Genomic DNA, 21758 nt, shown 5'->3' with positions numbered 1-21758 from the left:
AATAAACGTACCTAGCACAATACAGAGTGCAGACCAGATTCCTTCTCATCTTTATTGATTTGAGTATAACTTAAAAATCAATTAAAGCCCCGGCTCCGGCATTAAATCGCTGATTGAGCATGGATTCGATTAAACAAGGCACGGCAATGTAGCCAATCATCACCTTTTTATCTTCACTTAAAGGCAAAGTTTGAATGGCTTTAAAGTAGTAAAAAGCAGTTAAAAAGATTCCAGAATAATAACCCGATCCAGTTGTGCATTAAGGCAAATGGGGCTATAAGCACACTAAAAATAGGGCCATAATGGTTCGCATCATCGTGCAGCTCCGGGTAAAAGCCATAAAACGATCTTTCATGAATCAGGTTTCTGAAAAGTATTCTCAAAAATAAGGTAATTGTTATACCGATGAGTTGCCCATGAATCAATTACAAATATGAGTGTAATCAGTACCCAGATGAATAATACAAAGCGATTATCTTGATAAAATTTTCGACGCGAAAAGTCATCAGCTGGTTTGGATAGAAAATAATTTACCATTGTAAAAATTATATTACATTACAATAATAAATATGCTTTTTCACAAATCCTAATGTTTTGTAAGAAATACGTTACACTTTTTCAGAAATACTTGTAGTGTTAAAAAACGACAGTTCTAAATCGATTTTAGAGGCAGTTTTGCCTTTGCATTATGAGATAAATATTAACCTTATTTAACTAACATTTATGCGAAAGATCTCTTGATATAATTTATTTGAATATCGGCTGACAAAACACCAAAACCAAATTGAAAGGAGTATCCGTTTCTATCATAATACTAACCAAAATATCATAGAAATGGAATATCAAATTAATTCGATGAATGCCCGTAAAGAATTTATTGAGATTGCTGATGAACAGGATCGCAACTATTGGGCTGCCAGATTAGGCGTAACGGGAGATAAGCTTAAATCGGTTGTTAAAGCAATTCAAAGCATGGAATTTTCTATACTGAAAAATTATTTAAGCATGGAAAAAGTTAAATCAGGAAGCACCTATCAAAGATTTGTTAACCAATAATAATTTATATGAGTTTAAAGATAAAATGAAAGTCAAAACAGCGTTAATCTCAAAAGCCAAACAATTACTGATTGTACTCATTTGATCGACTTACCCCCTATTTCTAATACATTTAACCGTAAAGAGAAAGGTGCTGATGTAAAGCAACCCCAAAGCAGCGATTAGAGTTTTAACTGCTTTTACACATAAAAATGGATTATCCAATTTGCTTTAACAGGGAGTTATTTTATAAAATCCTGATATAAAGCATTAATGGCTTCCCTGCTAAAATCGGGAAGCCCATCAGTATATGTTGCATTTATACCGTTGGTGATGATAATGAAACCGAACTTTTCTTTCGGATTGAAAAACATTGTGCTATATAAACCATACGCAGATCCTGTATGACCTTTTAATTTCACACCGGGAATCAAGTTATCTGCAGTTCTGATTGCAAAGCCATAACCTTCTTCGGGCGTAAGTGCTGTCTGCATTTTTTTTGCACTTTTTTTACTTATAATTTTAACGCCATTGGCTGTACCATAGTTCATATGCATGATCATGTATTTGGCAAGATCGGTGGCCGAAATCTTCATTCCTCCGGTTGGCGAAAAAACCGGAGTTGTGTAACCCATAACATAGTTTGCAATTTCTGTTCGTCTTGGTGCATAAGCTGTTGGCGATGGTGTGTACGTTTTAGTGTCTGCGTGGTATTCATACAGGTTAACAAACCGGGTACTGTCTAAAGAGTCAACACAATAGCCTGCATATAGTCCGAGGGGTTTTAATACATGATTTTTTACATAATTATCAAAACGCTCTCCCGATTTTTTTTCGATAATTGTACCTATAAGATTAAAATTAAGATTGCAATAATCGAATTTGGAGCCTGGCTGGTAATCATTATAACATTTGGCCCAGTTTGGATTTTTATCGGGATTAATCAGGTCGAGATTTAAATAACCCTGCGAATCGTTTAAACTCGAGGTATGAGACAAGGCCATTTTCAATGTAATCTTCTGATCAGGAAACTTTGGATTGCGGATTTTAAAACCGACAAGATCGCCAAAATCATCATCCAGGTTAATTTTACCTGCTTCTACCAGTTGCATAATGGAAGTTGCCGAAAATGATTTAGAGATCGATGCAATTCTGAATATATCCTGATCACTCAAAAGGTGTTATATTTTCTAAATCCTTAAGACCGAATGAATGGGTATAAATTATCTTGCCTGCTTTAACTATAGCAACTGAAGCACCAACAGCACTATATTTTTCCATAACGGCCTTAAAATCGGCTTCACTTTTTTGATTTTGGGCGTGTGCAGGAGCAAATTTTCCGGCGATTAAAAATGCAACGAGCGCATATTTCAAATTGAATTTCATAAGCAAGATAGATCTGCCTTAAATATAGGTGGTAAGCAAAAATAAAGTTAACACGTAGTAAAAAATTTACTTTGCATCATTTACTTCGAGCCAATGTCCATCGGGGATCTTTAAAATAAACCTGTTTTCACTCCATCCACCCTTAAAGTGATTCCTTTTTCTTTGCCAGCCCAATCTTCAAAACGGATGTTTTTAGCATCGAGTTTTTTCACAAATTGATCAACTGATGGAACACTAAAGCATAAATGTGCATTTTTATCGTAAAACCTCAGTCCCTTTTGCGCCTTGTATTAAGTGCAATTGTCCGGCAGGCCCCAATGTAAACCAGGTATGGCGGTTATCTTTAAATGGCTCTGGAATTATTTTAAGGTTAAAAACACTTTGGTAAAAGGTGGTTGCTTTATTTAAATCGGTTACGTAAACGGCAATATGATTTAAAACGGCCGGTACATTTTCGGGTTCAGTTTGCGCCATGGCTTTTTGAAAAACAATTGAAAATAAAATAGCAGTAAATAGGAATACTTTTTTCATGTTTAAATATCAACTTATAAAGTGATAATTTTAATAACTTTTTAAATACATTTTTTGCTGTTAATGCTGGCAGAGATGCAATTGATACTGTAAAGGTCGCGATCGATACTGGCAGACACGCAAACGATGCTGATAGAGGCGCAATCAATACTGATACTTCCGCAATTGATACTGGCAGACACGCAATCGATACTGGCAGACACGCAATCGATGCTGATACTTCCGCAATTGATACTGACAGAGGCGCAAACAATGCTAATACTTCCGCAATTGATACTGACAGAGGCGCAAACGATACTGGCAGGCACACAAACAATGCTGATACGGTCGCAATTGATAGTAAAAGGTAGGCATTCAGCGATAAACTGAATTGTGAGGCTGTTTAACCGGGGCAAAATAATTGGATAAAAAAAGTTAATAGCGAAATGCTAAAACCAAAAAAAATGGACACAAATAAACCTCGGTGCTTATCTGTATCCATCTGTGGTTTAATAAACCAAACTATTGTGCTAAACTGTCAAATTCTTCATCTGTTAAATCGATCTCAATAGCTTTTAAATTCTCTTTTAAATGTTCTACTGATTTTGTGCCTGGAATCAATAGAATATTTGATGATCTTTTCAATAACCAGGCAAGTGCAATCTGCGCTGTTGTAGCCTTATGTTTTTCGGCAATGGCTTTAATTTTATCTTCCAGTTTATGCGGACCAGAAGCCAATGGAAACCAGGGAATAAAAGCTAAACCGTGTTCAGCAGTAAAATCAAGCACACTTTCCCATTGTCTGTTGGCCAGATTATATAAATTTTGAACGGAAACGATTGGCAGAATATCCTGTACCTGTTTAATCTGTTCGATGGTTACTTCTGATAAGCCCACATATTTGATTTTTCCTTCTTGTACAGCTTCTACAACCGGGGCAAGTGTTTCGGCTACGTTTACATTAGGATCAATGCGGTGCAGTTGCCATAAATCAATCGATTCTACTTTTAAACGCTGTAAACTACCTTCAATATCCTGTCTTATTTTTTCTGGATTACCGTTAGGAACCCAATTGTTCGGTCCCGGCCGATCGAAACCACCCTTGGTTGCAATAAATAGGTCTTTCTGAAAAGGGGATAAAGCTTCGGCAATTAGCGATTCGTTATATTTTGGTCCGTAGGCTTCTGCTGTATCAATAAAATTAACACCGTTTGCAACAGCTTCCCTCAAAACAGTTATTGCATTTTCACGATTTTCTACTTCGCCAAAAACGCCATTACCGGTTAATTGCATTGCGCCATAACCCAAACGGTTAACTTCTAAGTTTCCAAATTTAAATGTTTTGTTTCCCATTTTATTTTAGATATTTTGATAAATGTGTATACTAAATCAACCTTAAGTGGAGGTCATTGTTTGCAAAATAAATTTTATGATAAATAAATGAATAATGCAAAAATGGCCGGATGAACATACCGTCATCCTCGCGCAGGCAGGGATCTTACAACTCAAGTAATACAAAGCATTAAGATTCCCAATCGGGTTGGGAATGACGATTATTTATCGGGTCGTCATTTCGAGCAAAGCGCAGCGTAGCCGAGAAATCCTTTAAAGTGACTAACAATCAAGTACAAAGATTTCTCCGCTACGGTCGAAATGACGATTCTACGATTAGTTTATCCCATACCGTCATCCACGCGCAGCCGCGAATCTTACAACTCAAGTAATACAAAGTATTAAGATTCCCAATCGGGTTGGGAATGACGATTCGACGAGTACGTTACGCCATGCCGTCATCCTCGCGCAGGCGGGGATCTTACAACTCAAGTAATATATAAGCATTAAGATTCCGAATCGACCCGATAGCTTTCGGGTTGGGAATGACGATTTATTTATCCGGTCGTCATTTCGAGCAAAGCGCAGGGTAGCCGAGAAATCTTTAAAAGAAGCTAAAAATTAAATCCAAAGATTTCTCCACTACGGTCGAAATGACGATTCTACTAGTACGTTACGCCATACCGTCATCCTCGCGCAGGCGGGGATCTTACAACTCAAGTAATATAAAACATTAAGATTCTCAATCAACCCGATAGCTATCGGGTTGGGAATGACAATTTATAAAACAAAAAAGGCTGCCCGAAGTGAGCAGCCTGATTGAAATATAAGGATATTACGAATATGCAATTATAAAGAGCTTAGTTCCATCCGCCACCTAAAGCATGATAGATATCTACAACAGCATTTAATTGTTGTTTTTTGGTTTCGATAAGCTCTAACTTCGATTGTAAAGCATCGCGTTGGGTCATTAGTACTTCAAAATAATCAGCTCTTGCCGATTTGAATAAATCATTAGAAATATCAATCGATTGGGTAAGGGCTAATACTTGTTTAGACTTTAAATCGTAGCTTTTTTGCAGGTTATTAATTTTCGACATTTGGTTTGCAACTTCTATGTAGCCATTCAGAATGCTTTTTTCGTATTCATATACCGCCTGTAACTGTTTTGCATTTGCCGTAGAATATTCTGCTTTTATTGCATTTCTGTTAATCAGTGGTCCGGCTAAATCTCCGGCTAATGAATAAATTAAAGATTCTGGCGTTCTCAACAAATAGGAAGGATTAAAGGCCTGGTAACCAATTGCTGCCGAAATACCCAACGATGGATAGAACTGTGCTTTAGCAACTTTCACATCTAATTTGGCTGCTGCAAGTTCGAATTCTGCCTGCTTAATATCAGGACGGTTGGCCAATAGCTGCGATGGTAATCCTGCCTGCACCGTTGCTGGAACAAGATCTGTAAAGCTCGATTTATCTCTAATAATCGGCTGAGGAAAACGACCTAACAGGAAATTAATTTTATTCTCTGTTTCGGTAATATTCTGGAGAATATCGAACTCTAAACTTTTTGAACTTAATACTTCAGCCTCAAATTTACGCACAGCAAGCTCATTTACCCTACTGGCCTGTTTTTGAATTTTCATCAGTTCCAAAGCGTTCTTCTGTAGCTCAATGTTCTTTTTCACAGTTTCCAACTGGTTATCGGCAGCCAATAACTCATAATAAGAATTTGCTACTTCGGCGATTAAATTGGTAATCACAAAATTTTTGCCTTCAACAGTTGCCAGATAATGGTTTACTGCACCCTTTTTTGCATTGCGCAATTTATGCCAGATGTCGGCTTCCCAATTGGCCTGTAAACCAAAATGATAATCGGGCAATACCTCGGGTACTTCTTTACCAGGCGTAATCTCTGTAGAGGCATCGCCGGCACCAGAGCTGGTGTAACGGCCAACTTTATCCAATCCTGCGCCTACCCCATAAGTTACACTTGGCAAAAGTTCTCCTTTTCTGGCTTTGATTTCATTTTTCGCAATTTCAATATCCTGAAGCGTAATATTCAGCTCCTGGTTATTTTTAAGTGCGGTATCGATCAGGTTGATCAGGTTAGGATCAGTAAAAAACTGACGCCATTTTATGCCTGCTGTGCTTACCGTATCCTGCGAACCGTTAAAGGTAACAGGTACAGCCTTATTTTCGGCGCGTTGGGCCACTTCTGGCAATTTGCATGCTGTATATGTGGCGCATAACAACACCAAGCCAAGGCCTTTATAAATATTTTTCTTAAACATTATCTTCAATTTCTTCAGTTAATGGATGTTCTTCTTCAATTTTGATCAGCTTGTGTTTTGCTGCTATTGATCCGAAAATGTAATACAATCCAGGGATTACAATTACCCCGAAAATGGTTCCAAAAAGCATACCGCCTGCAGCTGCCGATCCGATGGTACGGTTACCGATTTTACCTGGTCCGGAAGCAATCATCAATGGAATTAAACCAGCAATAAAGGCAAAAGAGGTCATTAAAATTGGACGGAAACGCACACTGGCACCTTCCATTGCCGCCTTTAACACCGTTGCACCCTGGGCATGCCGTTGTGCAGCAAACTCCACAATCAGTACCGCGTTCTTCCCGAGCAAACCAATTAACATCACCATGGCTACCTGCGCATAAATGTTGTTTTCTAATCCTAATAATTTCAAAAACAAAAATGCACCGAAAATACCTGCTGGTAAGGAAAGGATAACAGAAAGTGGCAGAATAAAACTTTCGTATTGTGCTGCAAGTACAAGGTACACGAAACCTAAACAGATCAGGAAGATGTAAATTGCTTCATTACCCCTTGATACTTCATCTTTAGAAATACCTGCCCAATCTATACCGAAACCTCTTGGCAACGATTTCTTAGCTACCTCTGTAATGGCACTAATGGCTTCTCCTGAACTGTAACCTGGAGCAGATTGACCACTAATTTCTGAGGCATTGTACATATTGTGCCTGGTGATTTCCGATAAACCATACACTTTACGCATTTTAATAAAGGCCGAAAATGGAACCATCTCATCGCGGTCGTTTTTAACCGAGAGCTTTAAAATATCCTCTGGTAAAGCGCGATATTGAGGCAATGCCTGAACGATTACTTTATACTGGTGATCGTATTTAATAAAACTGGTTTCGTAATTACTACCTACAAAGGTAGACAGGGTGTTCATCGCGTTATCGATACTTACGCCTTTTTGTTGTGCAATATCATTGTCTACATCCAGCATATACTGAGGGAAACTTGCACTATAGAAAGTAAATACAGATGATAACTCTTTGCGTTTATTGAGTTCTTTTACAAAATCATTGGCAACAGTTTCCATTTTTTTGTAATCGCCACTTCCTGCTTTATCTAATAAACGTAGCTCAAAACCTCCTGCGGCACCATATCCGGGAACTGCTGGTGGCTGGAAAAACTCGATTGTAGCACCTGGAATGGATTTCGATTTTTCCTCCAGTTCTTCGATAATTTCTACTGCCGAATGTTTACGTTCGCTCCAATCTTTCAGGTTAATTAAACAGGTACCTGAGTTAGATCCTGTTCCTTCGGTAAGAATTTCATAACCGGCCAAAGATGAAACAGATTTTACACCATCAATGTCTTCACACATTTTCTGCAATTTCTCAGCAATCTGGTCGGTACGCTCCAATGTAGATCCAGGAGGCGTTTGAATAATGGCATACACCATACCCTGATCTTCGTTCGGTATAAAACCTGAAGGTACACTTCCGCTTAAGCCCCAAACACCCAAACAGAAAGCAATCAATATTCCAAAGGTTAAAATTTTACGGCTCACCACTTTGGTCAATACTAATTCGTATTTACCCGAAAGTTTAGCAAAGCCATTGTTAAAACCATCTAATAAACGATCGATAATTGTTTTCTTTTTATTGGAACCATGATTGTTTTTCAACATAATGGCACATAAAGCCGGCGTAAGTGTTAATGCTACAATACCCGAAAGGATAATGGCCGTTGCCATGGTAATGGAAAACTGGCGGTAAAAAATACCCACCGGCCCCGACATAAAAGCTACCGGAATAAACACCGATGCCATAAGAAAGGTAATGGCGATAATGGCCCCACCAATTTCTTTCATCGCTTCTTGTGTAGCCCTTAAAACCGAAAGTTTCCGATCATGTTCCATCTTGGCATGCACCGCTTCAATTACCACAATCGCATCATCTACCACCACGCCAATGGCCAATACCAATGCAAACAGCGTGATTAAGTTAAGTGTAATGCCAAAAAACTGCATAAACACAAAGGTTCCGATAAGCGAAACTGGAACGGCGATAGCTGGAATAAGTGTAGATCGCCAGTCGCCCAGGAATAAAAACACCACTAGGCCCACTAAAATAAAAGCTTCTACCAGCGTATGGATTACTTTTTCTATTGAGGCATCGAGGAACTTAGATACATCGTAACTTACTTCGTAATCTAAACCTTTAGGGAAAGAGCTCGCCTTGATTTCGGCCATTTTAGCCTTTACATCCTTAATTACCTGACTTGCATTACTACCATAAGATTGTTTTAAAACAATTGCAGCAGATGCTTTACCATTTAATGTAGAGTATAAATTGTAAGCTGAAGCACTAAAATCTACATCGGCCACATCTTTTAACCTCAGCATTTCGCCATTGGCATTTGCCCTCAGGATAATGTTTTCATAACCTTCTTTAGTGCTAAAACGACCTGAATATTTTAACACATATTCGAAAGCCTGTGAACGTTTACCAGAACTCTCACCGGTTTTGCCTGGCGAGGCTTCTAAACTTCGCTCATCAAGCGCTTTCATCACCTCATCAACTGAAATTTTATAAGCCTGCATACGGTCGGGTTTTAGCCAAATCCGCATTGCATAATCCCTATCGCCCAAAATATCTGCAAAACCTACACCATCAACCCTCTTTAACTCTGCAAGCAAATTGATATCTGCATAATTATATAAGAAATTCTGGTTCATTTTAGGGTCTTTACTGTACAAGTTAATATACATTAACATGTTCGACTCTTCACGGGTAATTTTTACCCCTTCACGAACCACTAAAGGCGGGAGTTTATTGGTAACTGCTGCTACCCTGTTTTGAACGTTAAGTGAAGCCTGATTAGGATCGGTACCGAGGTTAAATACCACCTGGATAGAGGCTTCACCATCATTACCTGCATCTGATGCAATATATTTCATGCCCGGTACACCGTTAAGTGCACGCTCGAGCGGAATAACAACTGATTTAATCAGTAACTCATTGTTTGCCCCAGGATACTCTGCCGTTATGTTAACCTTAGGCGGAGAAATAGAGGGGAATTGTGTAACCGGGAGGTAGCTAATGGCCAACACACCAAGAAACACAATGATAAGCGATATTACTATAGAAAGGACGGGCCTTTGTATGAATTTACTAAACATAAAATAAGTATGGAGGGTTTAGATTATTCTGTTTTCAATCTCAATTGTTTCATCACTTCCTGAGGCTGCTGGAATTTGAAGGCAATTTTATCATCGTCTTTAACCTTCTGCACACCTTCGAGCAAGATTTTATCTTCCGATGTTATGCCATCTCCTATGATGTACAAATCAGGAAGTTCGCCAGCAACGCTAATTACCTTAGAGTGTACTTTGTTGTTTTTATCAACCACAAACACATAGGTTTTGTCTTGAATATCGTAGGTTGCTTTCTGCGGAATCACCAAAGCATTTTTTAGTGGAACAACCATTTGGATTTTACCGGTTTCGCCGTTTCTTAATAGATTATCCGAATTATTAAATCTGGCCCTGAAAGCAATGTTTCCGGTTTCGTTGTCGAATTCACTTTCAATTACTTCAACTTTACCTTTCGATTTTAACAATTCGTTGTTGGCCAATAATAAACTAACTTCTTGCTGCCCCTTTGCTTTTGCCGCACGCTGATAATTTAAATATTCTGGCTCTGATACGTTGAAATATGCAAAAACCTGACTATTATCGGATAAGCTGGTTAACAATGCGCCTTCATCTACCAAGCTCCCTAACTTTAATGGAATACGATCAATAGTACCATCAAATGGTGCCCTGATTTCGGTATTTGATAAATGGAATTTTGCCAGCGAGGTTTCTGCATTTGCAGATTGCAGTTTTGCTTTGGCCATAGCCAGTTCGTTTTTCGAAACAATGTTTTTATCAGACAGCATCCTGGTGTTTTCCAGTTCAATTTCTGCCGATTTGGTTTCAGCTTGTGCCTTTAACAATTCTGATTGAGCTGCTTTAGGCATAATTTTAAATAAAATCTGACCTGCTTTTACATGCTGGCCTTCATCTACATAAATATTCTGAAGGTACCCTTTTCCTGGGCCCTAACTTCTATGTTCCGGACAGATTTAATCTGCGAAACATATTCCTTGGTAAACGAAGTATCCATTCTTAGCGGCGTGGTTACCGCATAAGTAGCTACTTCTTCTTTCTCTTCTTTTTTCGAGGTACAACCCGTTACGTAAAGCAAAGTACACAAGCCTAAGCATATGACAACTCTTTTCATTTTTTTTTGTTGAATGGTTAAATCTGATTTATTTTTTCTCTAATTAGTTTCGGTTGGCAACCGATTTTTTGATGAAAAAAGTATATTACCGCAACGCGGAATACAATTTGACTTCAATAAATTTTGGTTACGCAATGATTTAATTCGAAAGCGAAATAAATGCATATTTATGAAGTTATAATGAAGTTGATCTTCAGATTTGAATTCTCAATTTTGTGTTTTGAGCCCTGAAGTAGTGCATTTCGGATTTAAACGAAGGATTTAAGTGTGTTTTGTGCTCAGATTACACTTTTATAAGTGAATTAACATGCAAATTGAGGTTTGCCAGCTAAAAAAACCTTGATGCCGACGTTTTAATTTATTTTTCGGAGCCTTATTAAAATCAATTTGTTGACTGTTAACCAACAATTCTTTAGCTTGAGAATTTAAATGATATGGATTCTGGAATAATTCAGTCATCATTCTGAGTAGCATGAATTTCAGGCTAAATAGTGATCAATCATCGTTTAATTTTTGCAGACAGTAAGGTACAGAGCAAAGTTTTTGTAATCAATTATCGCTGTTACATAAAAAGGAGCAGAAACGATTGGTTCTACTCCTTCTATTCACATTGTTCGAAAGGTATTTCTGTACTTAATTCTGTTTTAGTCTCCTCCAACCAATAAATTATGCATTAAAACTTAACAGAATTGAGGTTTTTATCTACTAAAATGCCTTCACTAAGCTTTAATCCGAATTGTAGCTTACGTTTTGCCTTTAATTTTATTGTAAATAAATCTGCTGATCCATTTAAAGCATCCTTATTACCGATGTTTACAAAAGTTGGGTATAAAACCTTGCCACCATTGGTATGCAGGCGATCATTTGTTAGGTTTTCCATTTGTTTAACATTTAGATTTTGTACACCTATAAAATCATAATCCTGCTCAGAATATGGCAATGCAAAACTTAATGCATTTACTGATTTAAGGTTTATGCCTTTTACTTTAACTTCGATAATTTCATCTTTATTGTAAGCCTGTTTTGCAGTACTGATTTCTAATTTACCCGCTACTTTATCAATTTTGGCATTTCTTATACCGACATCAAGCTGAGTTGCCACAACTGAGATATCGTAAGCATCAATCAAATTGTTTTTATTAATGTCGCCATTGCTAATGTAACCTTCAAAATCAGCATCACCCTTTTTTAACCCGGTATAATTGGTATAAGAGTTTAAGTCATTTCGGTCAATTAAACGGTCGTTGTTAATATCTCCCGGAAGATAACTTTCAGTACCTGGAACTTTAAATACATACAGTTCGCGCCCCGATCCAAAACCACCTACACCATCTGCCACAACAATTTTAATGTAACGTGCGGTTGGGTGTGTGCTAAAATTAAATATTTTCACATCTCCATTGTTTGCCCACTCAAATGCACCTGCCTCTATCCAGTTTTCTTTATTGTTGCTATAATAAACTTTTCCTTTCAACAATATTCCATTACCTCTTCCTGAACGCGGAAGGTATTGAAATTTATCGAGCTGATTTACTGATTTCAAGTCGATTATCATATCAAAAGGAACAGCCTTTGCACCCCATTTGGTATGCCAAATGTTGCCTTCATCAAAATCAAAAAGTTTATCAATTTCCGAACCGCCCTGATTTTCTGCTGTAGTTTCGGCAACAATACCCTGAATGGCAAATTGTAAAGGATTTGATTTGGTGCTTGCTTTAAATTCGGTCCAATCTGAGTAACCATCTTTATTTACGGCACGCAATTTAAACGTATACGCTGTTTCTGGCGATAATCCATCAAACAATAGCACTGTATCCCGAATGGTGGTATAATTCATACCATTAAAATCGATTTCATAAAAATCGGCATTGTTTACTGTAGACCAGCTTGGGCTTAACGAGTAGGCTTCCCTGTTTTTCTCGTTTACAGCAGCATTTATTGGAGCAATCAATTTCCCTAAACCAACTCGTTGTTTATCTGTTGGTTCGAACTTAAAGCCATCAATATATAATGTAACAGGGTTAATTGTTATATCGGTAGACTGAAGTTTTAACAATAATTGAGGATTTTTAACAATGGCAACTTTTTCGAACTCGCTTCCTTTTGTAGCAAAACGGTTTAAATTTGGTGCTGCATCATAAAAATATACATTTGTTTGCTTCAAAAATTCATCTTTTGAGCTTACTTCGGCTAATTTGATTTTATTGTTTCCAATTTTTGCAGTCAGCCTTTTTGGTTTTTCGGTCAGGTTTACAACAAATTCGGTTGTTTTTTCCTTAACAAATCCTTCAAAATCACCTTTTGTGGGTTGTATAGTCACTGTAACATTATTCTTTTCACCTAATTCTGATGTGATTAAAGTTGATGCACCTTTACCTAATTTATAGGCTTCTGTTGCACCATCATCATCATATTCTGAAAATTCAGTTTTACCAAAAGGATACAGCTCATAGGTTCTTTTTGCCTTATTAATTTCAGAAACGTTGTTATTTGCATTTGCCATCGGAATTATTGCACCATTTTTAACAAAAACAGGGAGTTTCCATAAATGGGCTGCAAAACTGTTCAAAATACAATTTCCTGTATATTTTTCACCCGTAAAATAATCGATCCAAATTCCCTCTGGCAGGTAAATTCCATTGCGGATATCATTTCCAAGATCATCTGATTTGGTTGCCTGGTAAATCGGCGCAACTAAGAAAGATGGACCATAAAGGTATTGGTACTGGGTAGAAATGCCTTTTGTAAAGGTATTGGGATACGCCAAAAACATAGCCCTGATCATTGGAAGGCCGGTAACAGCTTCTCTGGCAATGCTATAGGTATAGGGAATGAGTTCTGATTTTAATTTTAAATAATTGCGGTTGATGGATGCAACAGGTTCGCCCAGTGCATGAGGATATTTTTCGTTGGCACCCCATCCATCCATGTTTAATTCCATGGGGGTAAAGGTTTTCCATTGAAAATCGCGCGTATTAATGGTTGGATTTTTACCACCAAAAATGCCATCCATATCGGAAGTAATATTTGGCTGACCTGATAAGCCAGAGCCGATATAAGTAGGAATATGAAAACGGATGTATTCCCAAACCCCACCCGTTTGGTCGCCAGACCAAACGCCTGCATAGCGTTGTGTACCGGCCCATCCATCTAATGATATAATGAACGGCCTGCTGCTATTGCCATAATAAGGCATGATCTGCGCAACATCTGCCACACCGTTTAATCCGAATGAATAACCTGCTCCAACCCAGGCTACATCTGTTTTTAAAACCCTAACGCCTGCATCTCTGGCTTCTTTAATGATATCTCGTTGTAATAATGGACTTATTTCTGATTTTGGATGAAGGTCAGATTGTGTCCAAAGTCCAATTTCTACTCCGTTTTTACGTGCGTAATCGCCGAAGCTTTTTAAATTCTGAATGTTACCATCTAATGTTTCTGTTTGGCCATAACCAGCACCGTAACCATCATTTGGCAATACCCAACCCAATGGCATATCATTTTTTTTATAGCGATCAATTACTGCACGGGCGGAGAACTGGTAGTTATTTTTTTCGCCATTAAGCGATTCTTTTATTCCTCCATTATCTTTTTGGCTTTCTTTATACCGTTTGCCGTCCTCAAATAAGGTTCCTTTTTCATCTTCTTTCCAAAAATCGCGGTTATATGCATTTAAATGTCCTTGGTAAAACCCGAATTTGGGAAGTAAAATCGGGTTTCCTGTAAGCTGGTAAAAGTCGTTCAATAAATCTGCAGCGCCATCGCTTACCATAAAAAAGGCATCAAGATAATCCATGTTATGAACTAATTTTACCAATCCTTTTTCTTTTGCGCCAAAGTTGTAATTCCCTTTGCTGAAAGTATGCCACATTACAGCGTATCCATTGGTAGACCAGTAATAAGGTGTTGGGGAAGCAACTCCCCCATCTGTCCAACTGTTTTGATTTTCGATAGCAATCGCTTTACCTTTATGCGAAAAACGTCCGTTTTGTACGCCGCCTCCATAAAAATATTCCTCCGGATTTTCTTTCAAGCTAAGCGTAACCTGTCCTTTTTCAAATTGGATTGGACTCAGTTCTTCTACCGCCACAGTTTGTGTTGCCAGGTTAATAATTTTAATCAGTAAAGTATTTTTATCAATAAGCACAGTAATCTTCGCCGTAGTTATAAACAGCTGATTGTTTTCATCCTTAATAACAAGTTTTGAAACGGGTTTACGTGGTTTTTCGACCAAAATTTTTGCTTCGGGCTTTGCTTCAGGATCGCGGATAAAGCCACCCTCGGGGTCTTGAAATAGGCGAAAAATATTTTCTCCGTAAAAATCTAACGTTAAACGCTGGTTATCTGAAAGCAACAGCTCTACTGTTGTGGTATTGATCTTTTTTGCACCGAGTACTGTTGTATTTTTTTGAGCTTCCTGCTTAGTTTTCTGAGCCGAAACAAACAATGGAGCGGCATTTAGAAAAAATACAAAAATCAAAACAAGTTTAGAGGGATTTATAGTATTCAAGCGTTTGTAAAAGGGATATAGGGTCATTTACAGTTAAAATTTGGTTATGTGTTTTCAGTTGAGCAACTAATTTAGCTGCTGTAGGATAAAGTTAACAAACACCTGAATGGAAATGGTTTATTTGTAATGACAAAAACCGCGCAATCGTTTGCCTATCTAATTTTTTACCAGAAAAGGGTATGTTTTTTGTCTGATCGTAAGAATTGAGCGTTAGCCTACTAAACTATGTTCAAAGATTTCTCCACTACGGTCGAAATGACGATCTATAGTAGATTATTACCGCAAAAAATATGCTTGCGCTCGTTTCTCAAAAGTGCATAAATAGCTCTATGATTATATCGTTGTAAACGATTTGTTATTCAACGCTCGTTGAAACGAGGGTTAGCCTACAAAACCATGTTCAAAGATTTCTCCACCTGCGGTCGAAATGACGATCTATAGTAGATTATTAGCGTAAAAAAATATGCTTGCGCTCGTTTCTCAAAAGTGCATAAATAGCTCTACGATTATATCGTTGTAAACGATTTGTTATTCAACGCTCGTTGAAACGAGCGTTAGCCTACTAAACCATGTTCAAAGATTTCTCCACCTGCGGTCGAAATGACGATCTATCCCCATTAAATGTCCTGCTGTATACTGTATCCAATACATCAGCGAGCGGCATATTGTACCAACCCTATGTAAAAATTTTAACACAGTTTAAGTTAAGGCTATACTCGATTTAAGCTATAAGATGTAGTTAAAATGTGGAAATAACGCTCAAACAATGCAATCAGCTAGGTTTAACTCCTACATATTAGAAAATTTAGAAGAGAAGCAAGCAAATACTTTAAGCCTTTGTATAGTATAAAATTAACCAAAAGGCCTAGCCAGGCAATTTAACGCTATTAAAACGCCGAAGTTTATTCAAGTGGCAAGCATTTTGCATAAGTTTAACAAAACAACTATTAATGAAACTTTCAGTACCCCAGTCCTATAGCTGTGTAGTTATAGATGATAGCCGAATGAGCAAGCCGTTATTAGAGCAGTTTATTTCTAAAATAAATAACCTCGAATTAAAAGCCAGTTTTACAGATTTGGTAGATGCAATGGCCGCTTTTTGGAGCTATGGAAAAGTAGATTTTCTTTTTTTAGATATCCAGATGGATTTATCAGGAATTGATGTGGCCCGGATGTTAAAAAACAGTTTCGAGTTCGTGGTTATTTTAGGGGATGCGACTAATGATGCCATTGATGTTTTTGCTGAAAACTGTAAATTCTTACCCAAGCCGCTTGATTTTAGCAAGTTTGAAGATGCTGTTAATCAGTTGGTGCTATTGGGCAAAAACAACAAGGAGGTTTTTTAATACCTGCTTGTTGAAGCAGCTAATTACCTTGCTGTTTTGATTTTATTAATTAATCGTAACGCTGTGCTGCCATATCAATTTTATATTTTCTTAACCTGTATGCACCATAAAAGCCCGAAAACAATAATATGTATTCGGTAAGCGGACAAGCAATAGGCGACGATGTTGCGGTAACAAAAGTATAGGTATACAAATCATGTTCTGGTCCAAACAGTACAAACTGACACGATCCCACTCTGCTTAGTAACTGAACTCTTGGGCACGCTGGTGCTGAGGTTTGATATTGGCGTCCGCTAACTTGATAGTAACCTAAAAAAGTATCGATGTAAAATGTACCTCCGGTTGTAGTACCGATTAAACATCCCTGCTGTGCCTTTAAACGTTCGAACGATAGGATGAGCAGTAAAAACAAAGAAAAAAAAGCCTTCCACATATCTGACAAATTGATATACAAAATTCAGAAAATGCTTTTTAAAAAAAATCAATGAATGAAACTGAACAAGCTGCCAAAAAACGAATGAAGAGAAATCTTTAACGGTATTTAAGTATAGAGATTGTTAGGCTACTCAACTTTACCGTTAAAGATTTTTACTTATGGTTGTGAAAGAGGAACTTTTCCGCTGATGATAAAGTTTTGGCTATATATCAGAATAATCGGTTGGGTAAACAAATTTCGTATCGTTTTTTGACACATTGTGTTGGTACTCTGGCATTGCAGACAGTTTTTTCCAATAATCATCGGCTGAGAAAGCTTTCCAATGGGCATCTCTATCTGCTTTATTTTCGAAAGTGGTTAAGTACATCAGATTTGGCATGTGGCTGCCAGACAATACTTCGCCATAAAATACTGCATTAAAATTAAGTCGTTTAAACAGTCCTATTTCATCTCCCTTATTAAACATCTGGACTTTATTCTGAAAGTATTTTTCAGTTGGGGCTTCGTAACTTCTTAATTCATATACCCGCTCTTTCATCGGAGATTTTAGCTTTGGCAACATAAAATTAGGTGCGTTTTCAAAAGCTTTTAAAATGATTGATTCTAACCTTTCGTAAGGAACATCGGAATAGGCGGCATCCAGATAAGTTTTACCATCAGTGGCAAACTGCTGATCTTTGGCAAGTTTTTTATCAAGATCTAAAATCCCATTAAATGATTTTAAAGGAATAAATACATAAATCAGCTTTTCTGTAACCGCAGCAGGATCAGTTATAACTGGTTTAAACACCCCTACTTTTGCTATTCCGGCTCGGTGCAAGGCAGGCAAGTAGGCATTTTGTAAATAATTATCTACAGTTTGCTCTTGTGCATCGGTTTTTAAATTGTAAATTTTAATCTGGTAGAAATCTAACTTAGCAGCATTTGCAGCAAATACGTTTGACAATAAAATCAGAAAAAACAGACAGGTAAATTTAGTTTTTCGCAACATGATGATAAATGGGATATATGATTAGAAGCGAAAAATAGAAAAAAAATAAGGTAAAATTTACAATGTATTCCTTATTTCTGCTTTATCACGCTAAAATTACTAAACGTACCATAACCACTATTTTCTCCATAAGTAGCCTGGTAAAGGCCAACCTGAACGGTACCATTATTTATACCATGCCAATTAATGGGGCTACCCGGTAATTCTTTCCAGTTTTTACCATCATTGCTTGCCCGAAGGTAAAACACATTTCCTTTTCTTTGGATCTGTAAATATGGAAAAAAGTTAAAGCCTGATGCATTGTTTTCCTGTTTGCGGCCATTTTGATTTAAATTCGTAGTTATATTACCGATATTCCAACCCAACATTACGCTATTTTGGATTAAGGTATTATCCTTATCTAATTTAACCATTAACCCAACATCATTGGGTCCATTTGCCTTTTTTTCTTTCAGGCCGATCATGTCTTCAATTTTTACTTCAGCAATAAAATTACCCTGAACATTTTTGAACAAAAACGGCCCCATTGGTTTAGCTCCATCCCAAAAGGTTTTGGTAGAGGAAATTTTAATGGTTTCATTTTCTTTTACGGCCTGATCAACCTCACCCATCAGTCCATCCCAAAAGGTTGATGAAATTGTTTTATTTTTAAAATCATAAGCTAATACCGATTCATCTTTATTGATCTCGAACAAATTAATATCGGTACTCACCTGCCCCGAAAGCGTGCTTTCGCTCACGTTACCTAAATGATCTCTGGCCTGCAGGGTATAGCTATATTTGCCATCCTTGGCAACCTCATAATCGATATAGTCGGTTTCATTTAACCAGCTACTTTTACGTTTACTTTGGTTTTCGGTAAACTGGTATTGAATCCGGCTGCCAGGTAATGTAACAGGTGCAGCTGCCATACTGATCATTGTAGGCGAAACGGCCTGAGGCTGCTCACTAAAGCTGGCTTTGCTACGGTGGTTAAAATTTAAGCTCCAATCATCATATTGCTTTTTTACCTCCAGGGGCGCAAATGCGTATTCGTATACATAAAAACCGCCTATTGCAATATCAGTTCCTTCGGCTTTAATGTAGCATTGGTTATTTGGATTTTTAATAAGGTTGATTTTCTTCTGAGCAGATCCGTCTATGTAAAGTTTGAAAGATTTTCCGTCATAAACACCCGTTACATTGCTCCATTTTTCTTGCCCGATGAGTTTTATCATACCGGAGTTTTGGCCTAAGTTTAAATAAATATGGCCTGTTCGATTTGCAAAGGTTTGCAGCACAAATGAGAATGGCTTAGAAAAATTGAGGGGTAATGTGCTGCTTCGATCAAACTGTAGTTGATTATCTTTTTGCAAAGTAACACTCATTAAACCTTCTGTAACCCCTACAACCGACTTTGTGCCATTGCTTATTAAGTTACCAAGTGCATATCCTTCATTTTTCCAACCGGTTATAGGTCCATCTTCTAGCCTTGCAGCATTTAAATAAACGGCAGCATGGCTATTGGTTTCTGCTTTGGCCATGCGCGCTATCTCTCCTGCACCCAAAGGTATATCATACAACTTCAAATTGGCCAGTGCTCCAGAAAAACCAGCACTATTATCTTCATTTACCCCAAGGAAAAAATTACTTAACCGATCGATAAAGAGCATTTTTCTTTCTTCGTGGTCTAACTTTCCATCTACAAACAAACGTTCCATTGTACCATCAAAGGTGAGTGCAATATGGTGCCATTTGCCCGATGGAGGCAGGTTATTGTACTTCATATCTGGCCAGCCCCAATGTGAAGCAGCCCCCCACTTTGGATGTGAGCCATAGCCTATTGCAGCATTTGTAAGATCTACCCCACCTCGGGCTGTCCAGGCTAAAACAGGTTCTTCAGGAGCAATATCAGGGTTGTATACCCACATGGCCACACTAAAACTACTGTTTCCTTTTAATGACGGTGGTGCAACAAAGCTTGATTTCATTCCGGACTTAGATTCAAATAAAACCGCTTTTTTACCCGCCATAATGGCGGTTACCGGATTGCGAAGCAAAGCTGAAAAACTGCCTTTTAACTTTCCCTTATTTTGCCATTGGTAAACAGTTTCTCCAGTTTTAAAGTTATTTGCATCTACATCAACCAATAAACCTTGTGGATGGTAGCGATTTAAATCCTCAGGCTTTTTAACAACAGTAACAGCGGCAGGTTTGTAATCGTCGTTATCGAAAATTTTAATGTTCCACAGTGCTTTATTTAAACCTGGGTATTCGGTTTCTAATATTTTTAATTTGATGTAACGGGCTTTTACCGACTTAAAATCAACCATCGGACTGCCGTGCCGGGTGTTTTTACTTCTATCGGCATAACTCTGCCATGTTTTATGATCAATGGAGTAATCAATCTGATACTGGTAATACCAGGTTGCATATTCAAATTGTGTATGAATACTTTTAACCGATTTTACACTTCCGAGGTCTATTTCCAATGTAGCGGGACCAATATTGTTTTTGGCTTTCCAAAGTGTACCATTGTTATCATCAACTGCATAAGCTACTTTAAAATCATCACTATAAAATGAAGAGCCTTTTACTTTTGCGCCCAATGCCAGGTTTGGATGCGGATTCACATTTTTACTTAAAAAACCAACTCCAGTATGGCCAGGTACAAGTGCTTTAATGTTGCCCGCTTCATCAAATTCCATTTTATCTGCTGCAATTTGCCTGTGGTATCCGCCTCCTGCATGTGGGTTATTATGGCGGTGGTAAACCATGTAAAAATCATCACCTTGCTGCAAAACAGATTCGTGCCCCGGGCCATGCACAGTACCATCTGCACTGGTAGAAAGTATAGGATTATTTTCTCCAAATAGAAACGGCCCCATAGGCCCGGTTTTGCTCATTACATACTGAACGCGGTAAGAACCATCTTCGCAATAGCCAGAAGAATAGGTTAAATAATAAATCCCTTTCCTTTTAAACATAAAGGGTGCTTCAAAAAAATCTTTTGCTACAGTATTGGGTATTTGAGCAAGTTTACTAAACGATTTCATGTCGGGATTTAGCAGCCCTACACCACACCCATGATTGGGATAGATGCCCCATGTGCCCCAATACATATAATATTTGCCATCATCATCTTTAAAAGTCTGCCCATCGAGCGTAATTACGTTAGGCACTAAAAAATTGGGAACAATGGGCTTACCTTTTGGTAATAGCGAAACCCACGGACCAACAGGTGTTTTGGAAGAAGCACCAAAAATTTCTACCGGCTGGCAGTAGTAGAGGTAATACCGGCCATCGTTACCTTGTGTAACATCTGGTGCCCAATAGTGATGGGTTGTGGGCCAGTTCATATCCTGTAATTGCCAGTTCACAAAATCTTTAGATATCCATACCTGCGACGGACCAAAACCGCCGCCATTGCCATCGGTTGTGGCATAAATATAATAGGTATCTCCAAATTTTTTTACCGTAGGATCTGCAAAATAACCCGGTATAATTGGATTGCCATTACTTGGTTGGCGATAATCTTGTGCGAAGAGAAAGCAATTGGCTACAATTTGTATACTGAACAACAAAAAGTATTTTAATGGCTTAAATGGCCAATTACTTACTGCATACATGATTGTTTGACCAAGTTTCTTCATGATTTTATAAACCTT

At 37.8% G+C, this 21758-nt stretch carries 14 protein-coding genes; 2 read left to right on the top strand and 12 right to left on the bottom strand.

Annotated elements, in window-relative coordinates; all coding sequences use genetic code 11:
- Window positions 1-834 precede the first annotated feature (834 nt).
- The gene (locus tag AC0IWE_RS03660; protein ID WP_471791975.1) at window positions 835-1056 is read left to right on the top strand and encodes a DUF3606 domain-containing protein; all 222 of its coding nucleotides are present in this window, start codon (window positions 835-837) and stop codon (window positions 1054-1056) included.
- 221 nt (window positions 1057-1277) lie between these two features.
- Here the strand turns inward: AC0IWE_RS03660 and AC0IWE_RS03655 are convergent, their stop codons facing one another.
- The 9 genes from AC0IWE_RS03655 to AC0IWE_RS03615 form a co-directional block, all read right to left on the bottom strand.
- Window positions 1278-2210: a serine hydrolase domain-containing protein gene (locus tag AC0IWE_RS03655; protein ID WP_471791974.1), complete on the bottom strand. Its 933-nt coding sequence runs from the start codon at window positions 2208-2210 to the stop codon at window positions 1278-1280.
- Window positions 2203-2421, bottom strand: coding sequence for a hypothetical protein (locus AC0IWE_RS03650; RefSeq protein ID WP_471791973.1), 219 nt, complete (start codon window positions 2419-2421; stop codon window positions 2203-2205). Before AC0IWE_RS03650 ends, AC0IWE_RS03655 begins: the two co-directional genes overlap by 8 nt.
- A 255-nt stretch (window positions 2422-2676) precedes the next feature.
- The gene (locus AC0IWE_RS03645; protein WP_471791972.1) at window positions 2677-2952 is read right to left on the bottom strand and encodes a VOC family protein; all 276 of its coding nucleotides are present in this window, start codon (window positions 2950-2952) and stop codon (window positions 2677-2679) included.
- A gap of 501 nt (window positions 2953-3453) precedes the next feature.
- Entirely contained in the window at window positions 3454-4284 is an 831-nt protein-coding gene (locus AC0IWE_RS03640) for an aldo/keto reductase (protein ID WP_471791971.1), read from the bottom strand.
- An 839-nt stretch (window positions 4285-5123) separates the two neighbouring features.
- A complete protein-coding gene (locus AC0IWE_RS03635; RefSeq protein ID WP_463493847.1) occupies window positions 5124-6557 on the bottom strand; it encodes a TolC family protein in 1434 nt (477 codons plus the stop codon).
- A complete protein-coding gene (locus AC0IWE_RS03630) occupies window positions 6550-9720 on the bottom strand; it encodes an efflux RND transporter permease subunit (RefSeq protein ID WP_471791970.1) in 3171 nt (1056 codons plus the stop codon). The genes AC0IWE_RS03635 and AC0IWE_RS03630 overlap by 8 nt, the downstream gene beginning before the upstream one ends.
- A gap of 23 nt (window positions 9721-9743) precedes the next feature.
- Window positions 9744-10577 (bottom strand): efflux RND transporter periplasmic adaptor subunit, encoded by an 834-nt coding sequence (locus AC0IWE_RS03625; protein ID WP_471791979.1) that lies wholly within the window; start codon window positions 10575-10577, stop codon window positions 9744-9746.
- A gap of 29 nt (window positions 10578-10606) precedes the next feature.
- Window positions 10607-10825, bottom strand: coding sequence for a hypothetical protein (locus AC0IWE_RS03620; RefSeq protein ID WP_471791969.1), 219 nt, complete (start codon window positions 10823-10825; stop codon window positions 10607-10609).
- Window positions 10826-11498: 673 nt separating this feature from the next.
- Window positions 11499-15338 (bottom strand): TIM-barrel domain-containing protein, encoded by a 3840-nt coding sequence (locus AC0IWE_RS03615; protein WP_471791968.1) that lies wholly within the window; start codon window positions 15336-15338, stop codon window positions 11499-11501.
- A gap of 1004 nt (window positions 15339-16342) precedes the next feature.
- Here AC0IWE_RS03615 and AC0IWE_RS03610 point away from each other — a divergent pair.
- Window positions 16343-16684 (top strand): hypothetical protein, encoded by a 342-nt coding sequence (locus AC0IWE_RS03610; RefSeq protein ID WP_471791967.1) that lies wholly within the window; start codon window positions 16343-16345, stop codon window positions 16682-16684.
- Between the two features lie 49 nt (window positions 16685-16733).
- On the opposite strand, the gene AC0IWE_RS03605 is transcribed toward AC0IWE_RS03610, so the two are convergent.
- From AC0IWE_RS03605 to AC0IWE_RS03595, 3 genes are all read right to left on the bottom strand, one after another.
- Window positions 16734-17117: a hypothetical protein gene (locus AC0IWE_RS03605; protein ID WP_471791966.1), complete on the bottom strand. Its 384-nt coding sequence runs from the start codon at window positions 17115-17117 to the stop codon at window positions 16734-16736.
- A 205-nt stretch (window positions 17118-17322) separates the two neighbouring features.
- Window positions 17323-18111: an NIPSNAP family protein gene (locus AC0IWE_RS03600; protein WP_471791965.1), complete on the bottom strand. Its 789-nt coding sequence runs from the start codon at window positions 18109-18111 to the stop codon at window positions 17323-17325.
- 71 nt (window positions 18112-18182) lie between these two features.
- The gene (locus tag AC0IWE_RS03595) at window positions 18183-21743 is read right to left on the bottom strand and encodes a family 43 glycosylhydrolase (RefSeq protein ID WP_471791964.1); all 3561 of its coding nucleotides are present in this window, start codon (window positions 21741-21743) and stop codon (window positions 18183-18185) included.
- Between the last annotated feature and the right edge of the window lie 15 nt (window positions 21744-21758).

Source organism: Pedobacter sp. AC402 (assembly GCF_979252805.1).
Note: the sequence above shows the minus strand (reverse complement) of the source record. Positions and strands in the feature narration are given on the sequence as shown.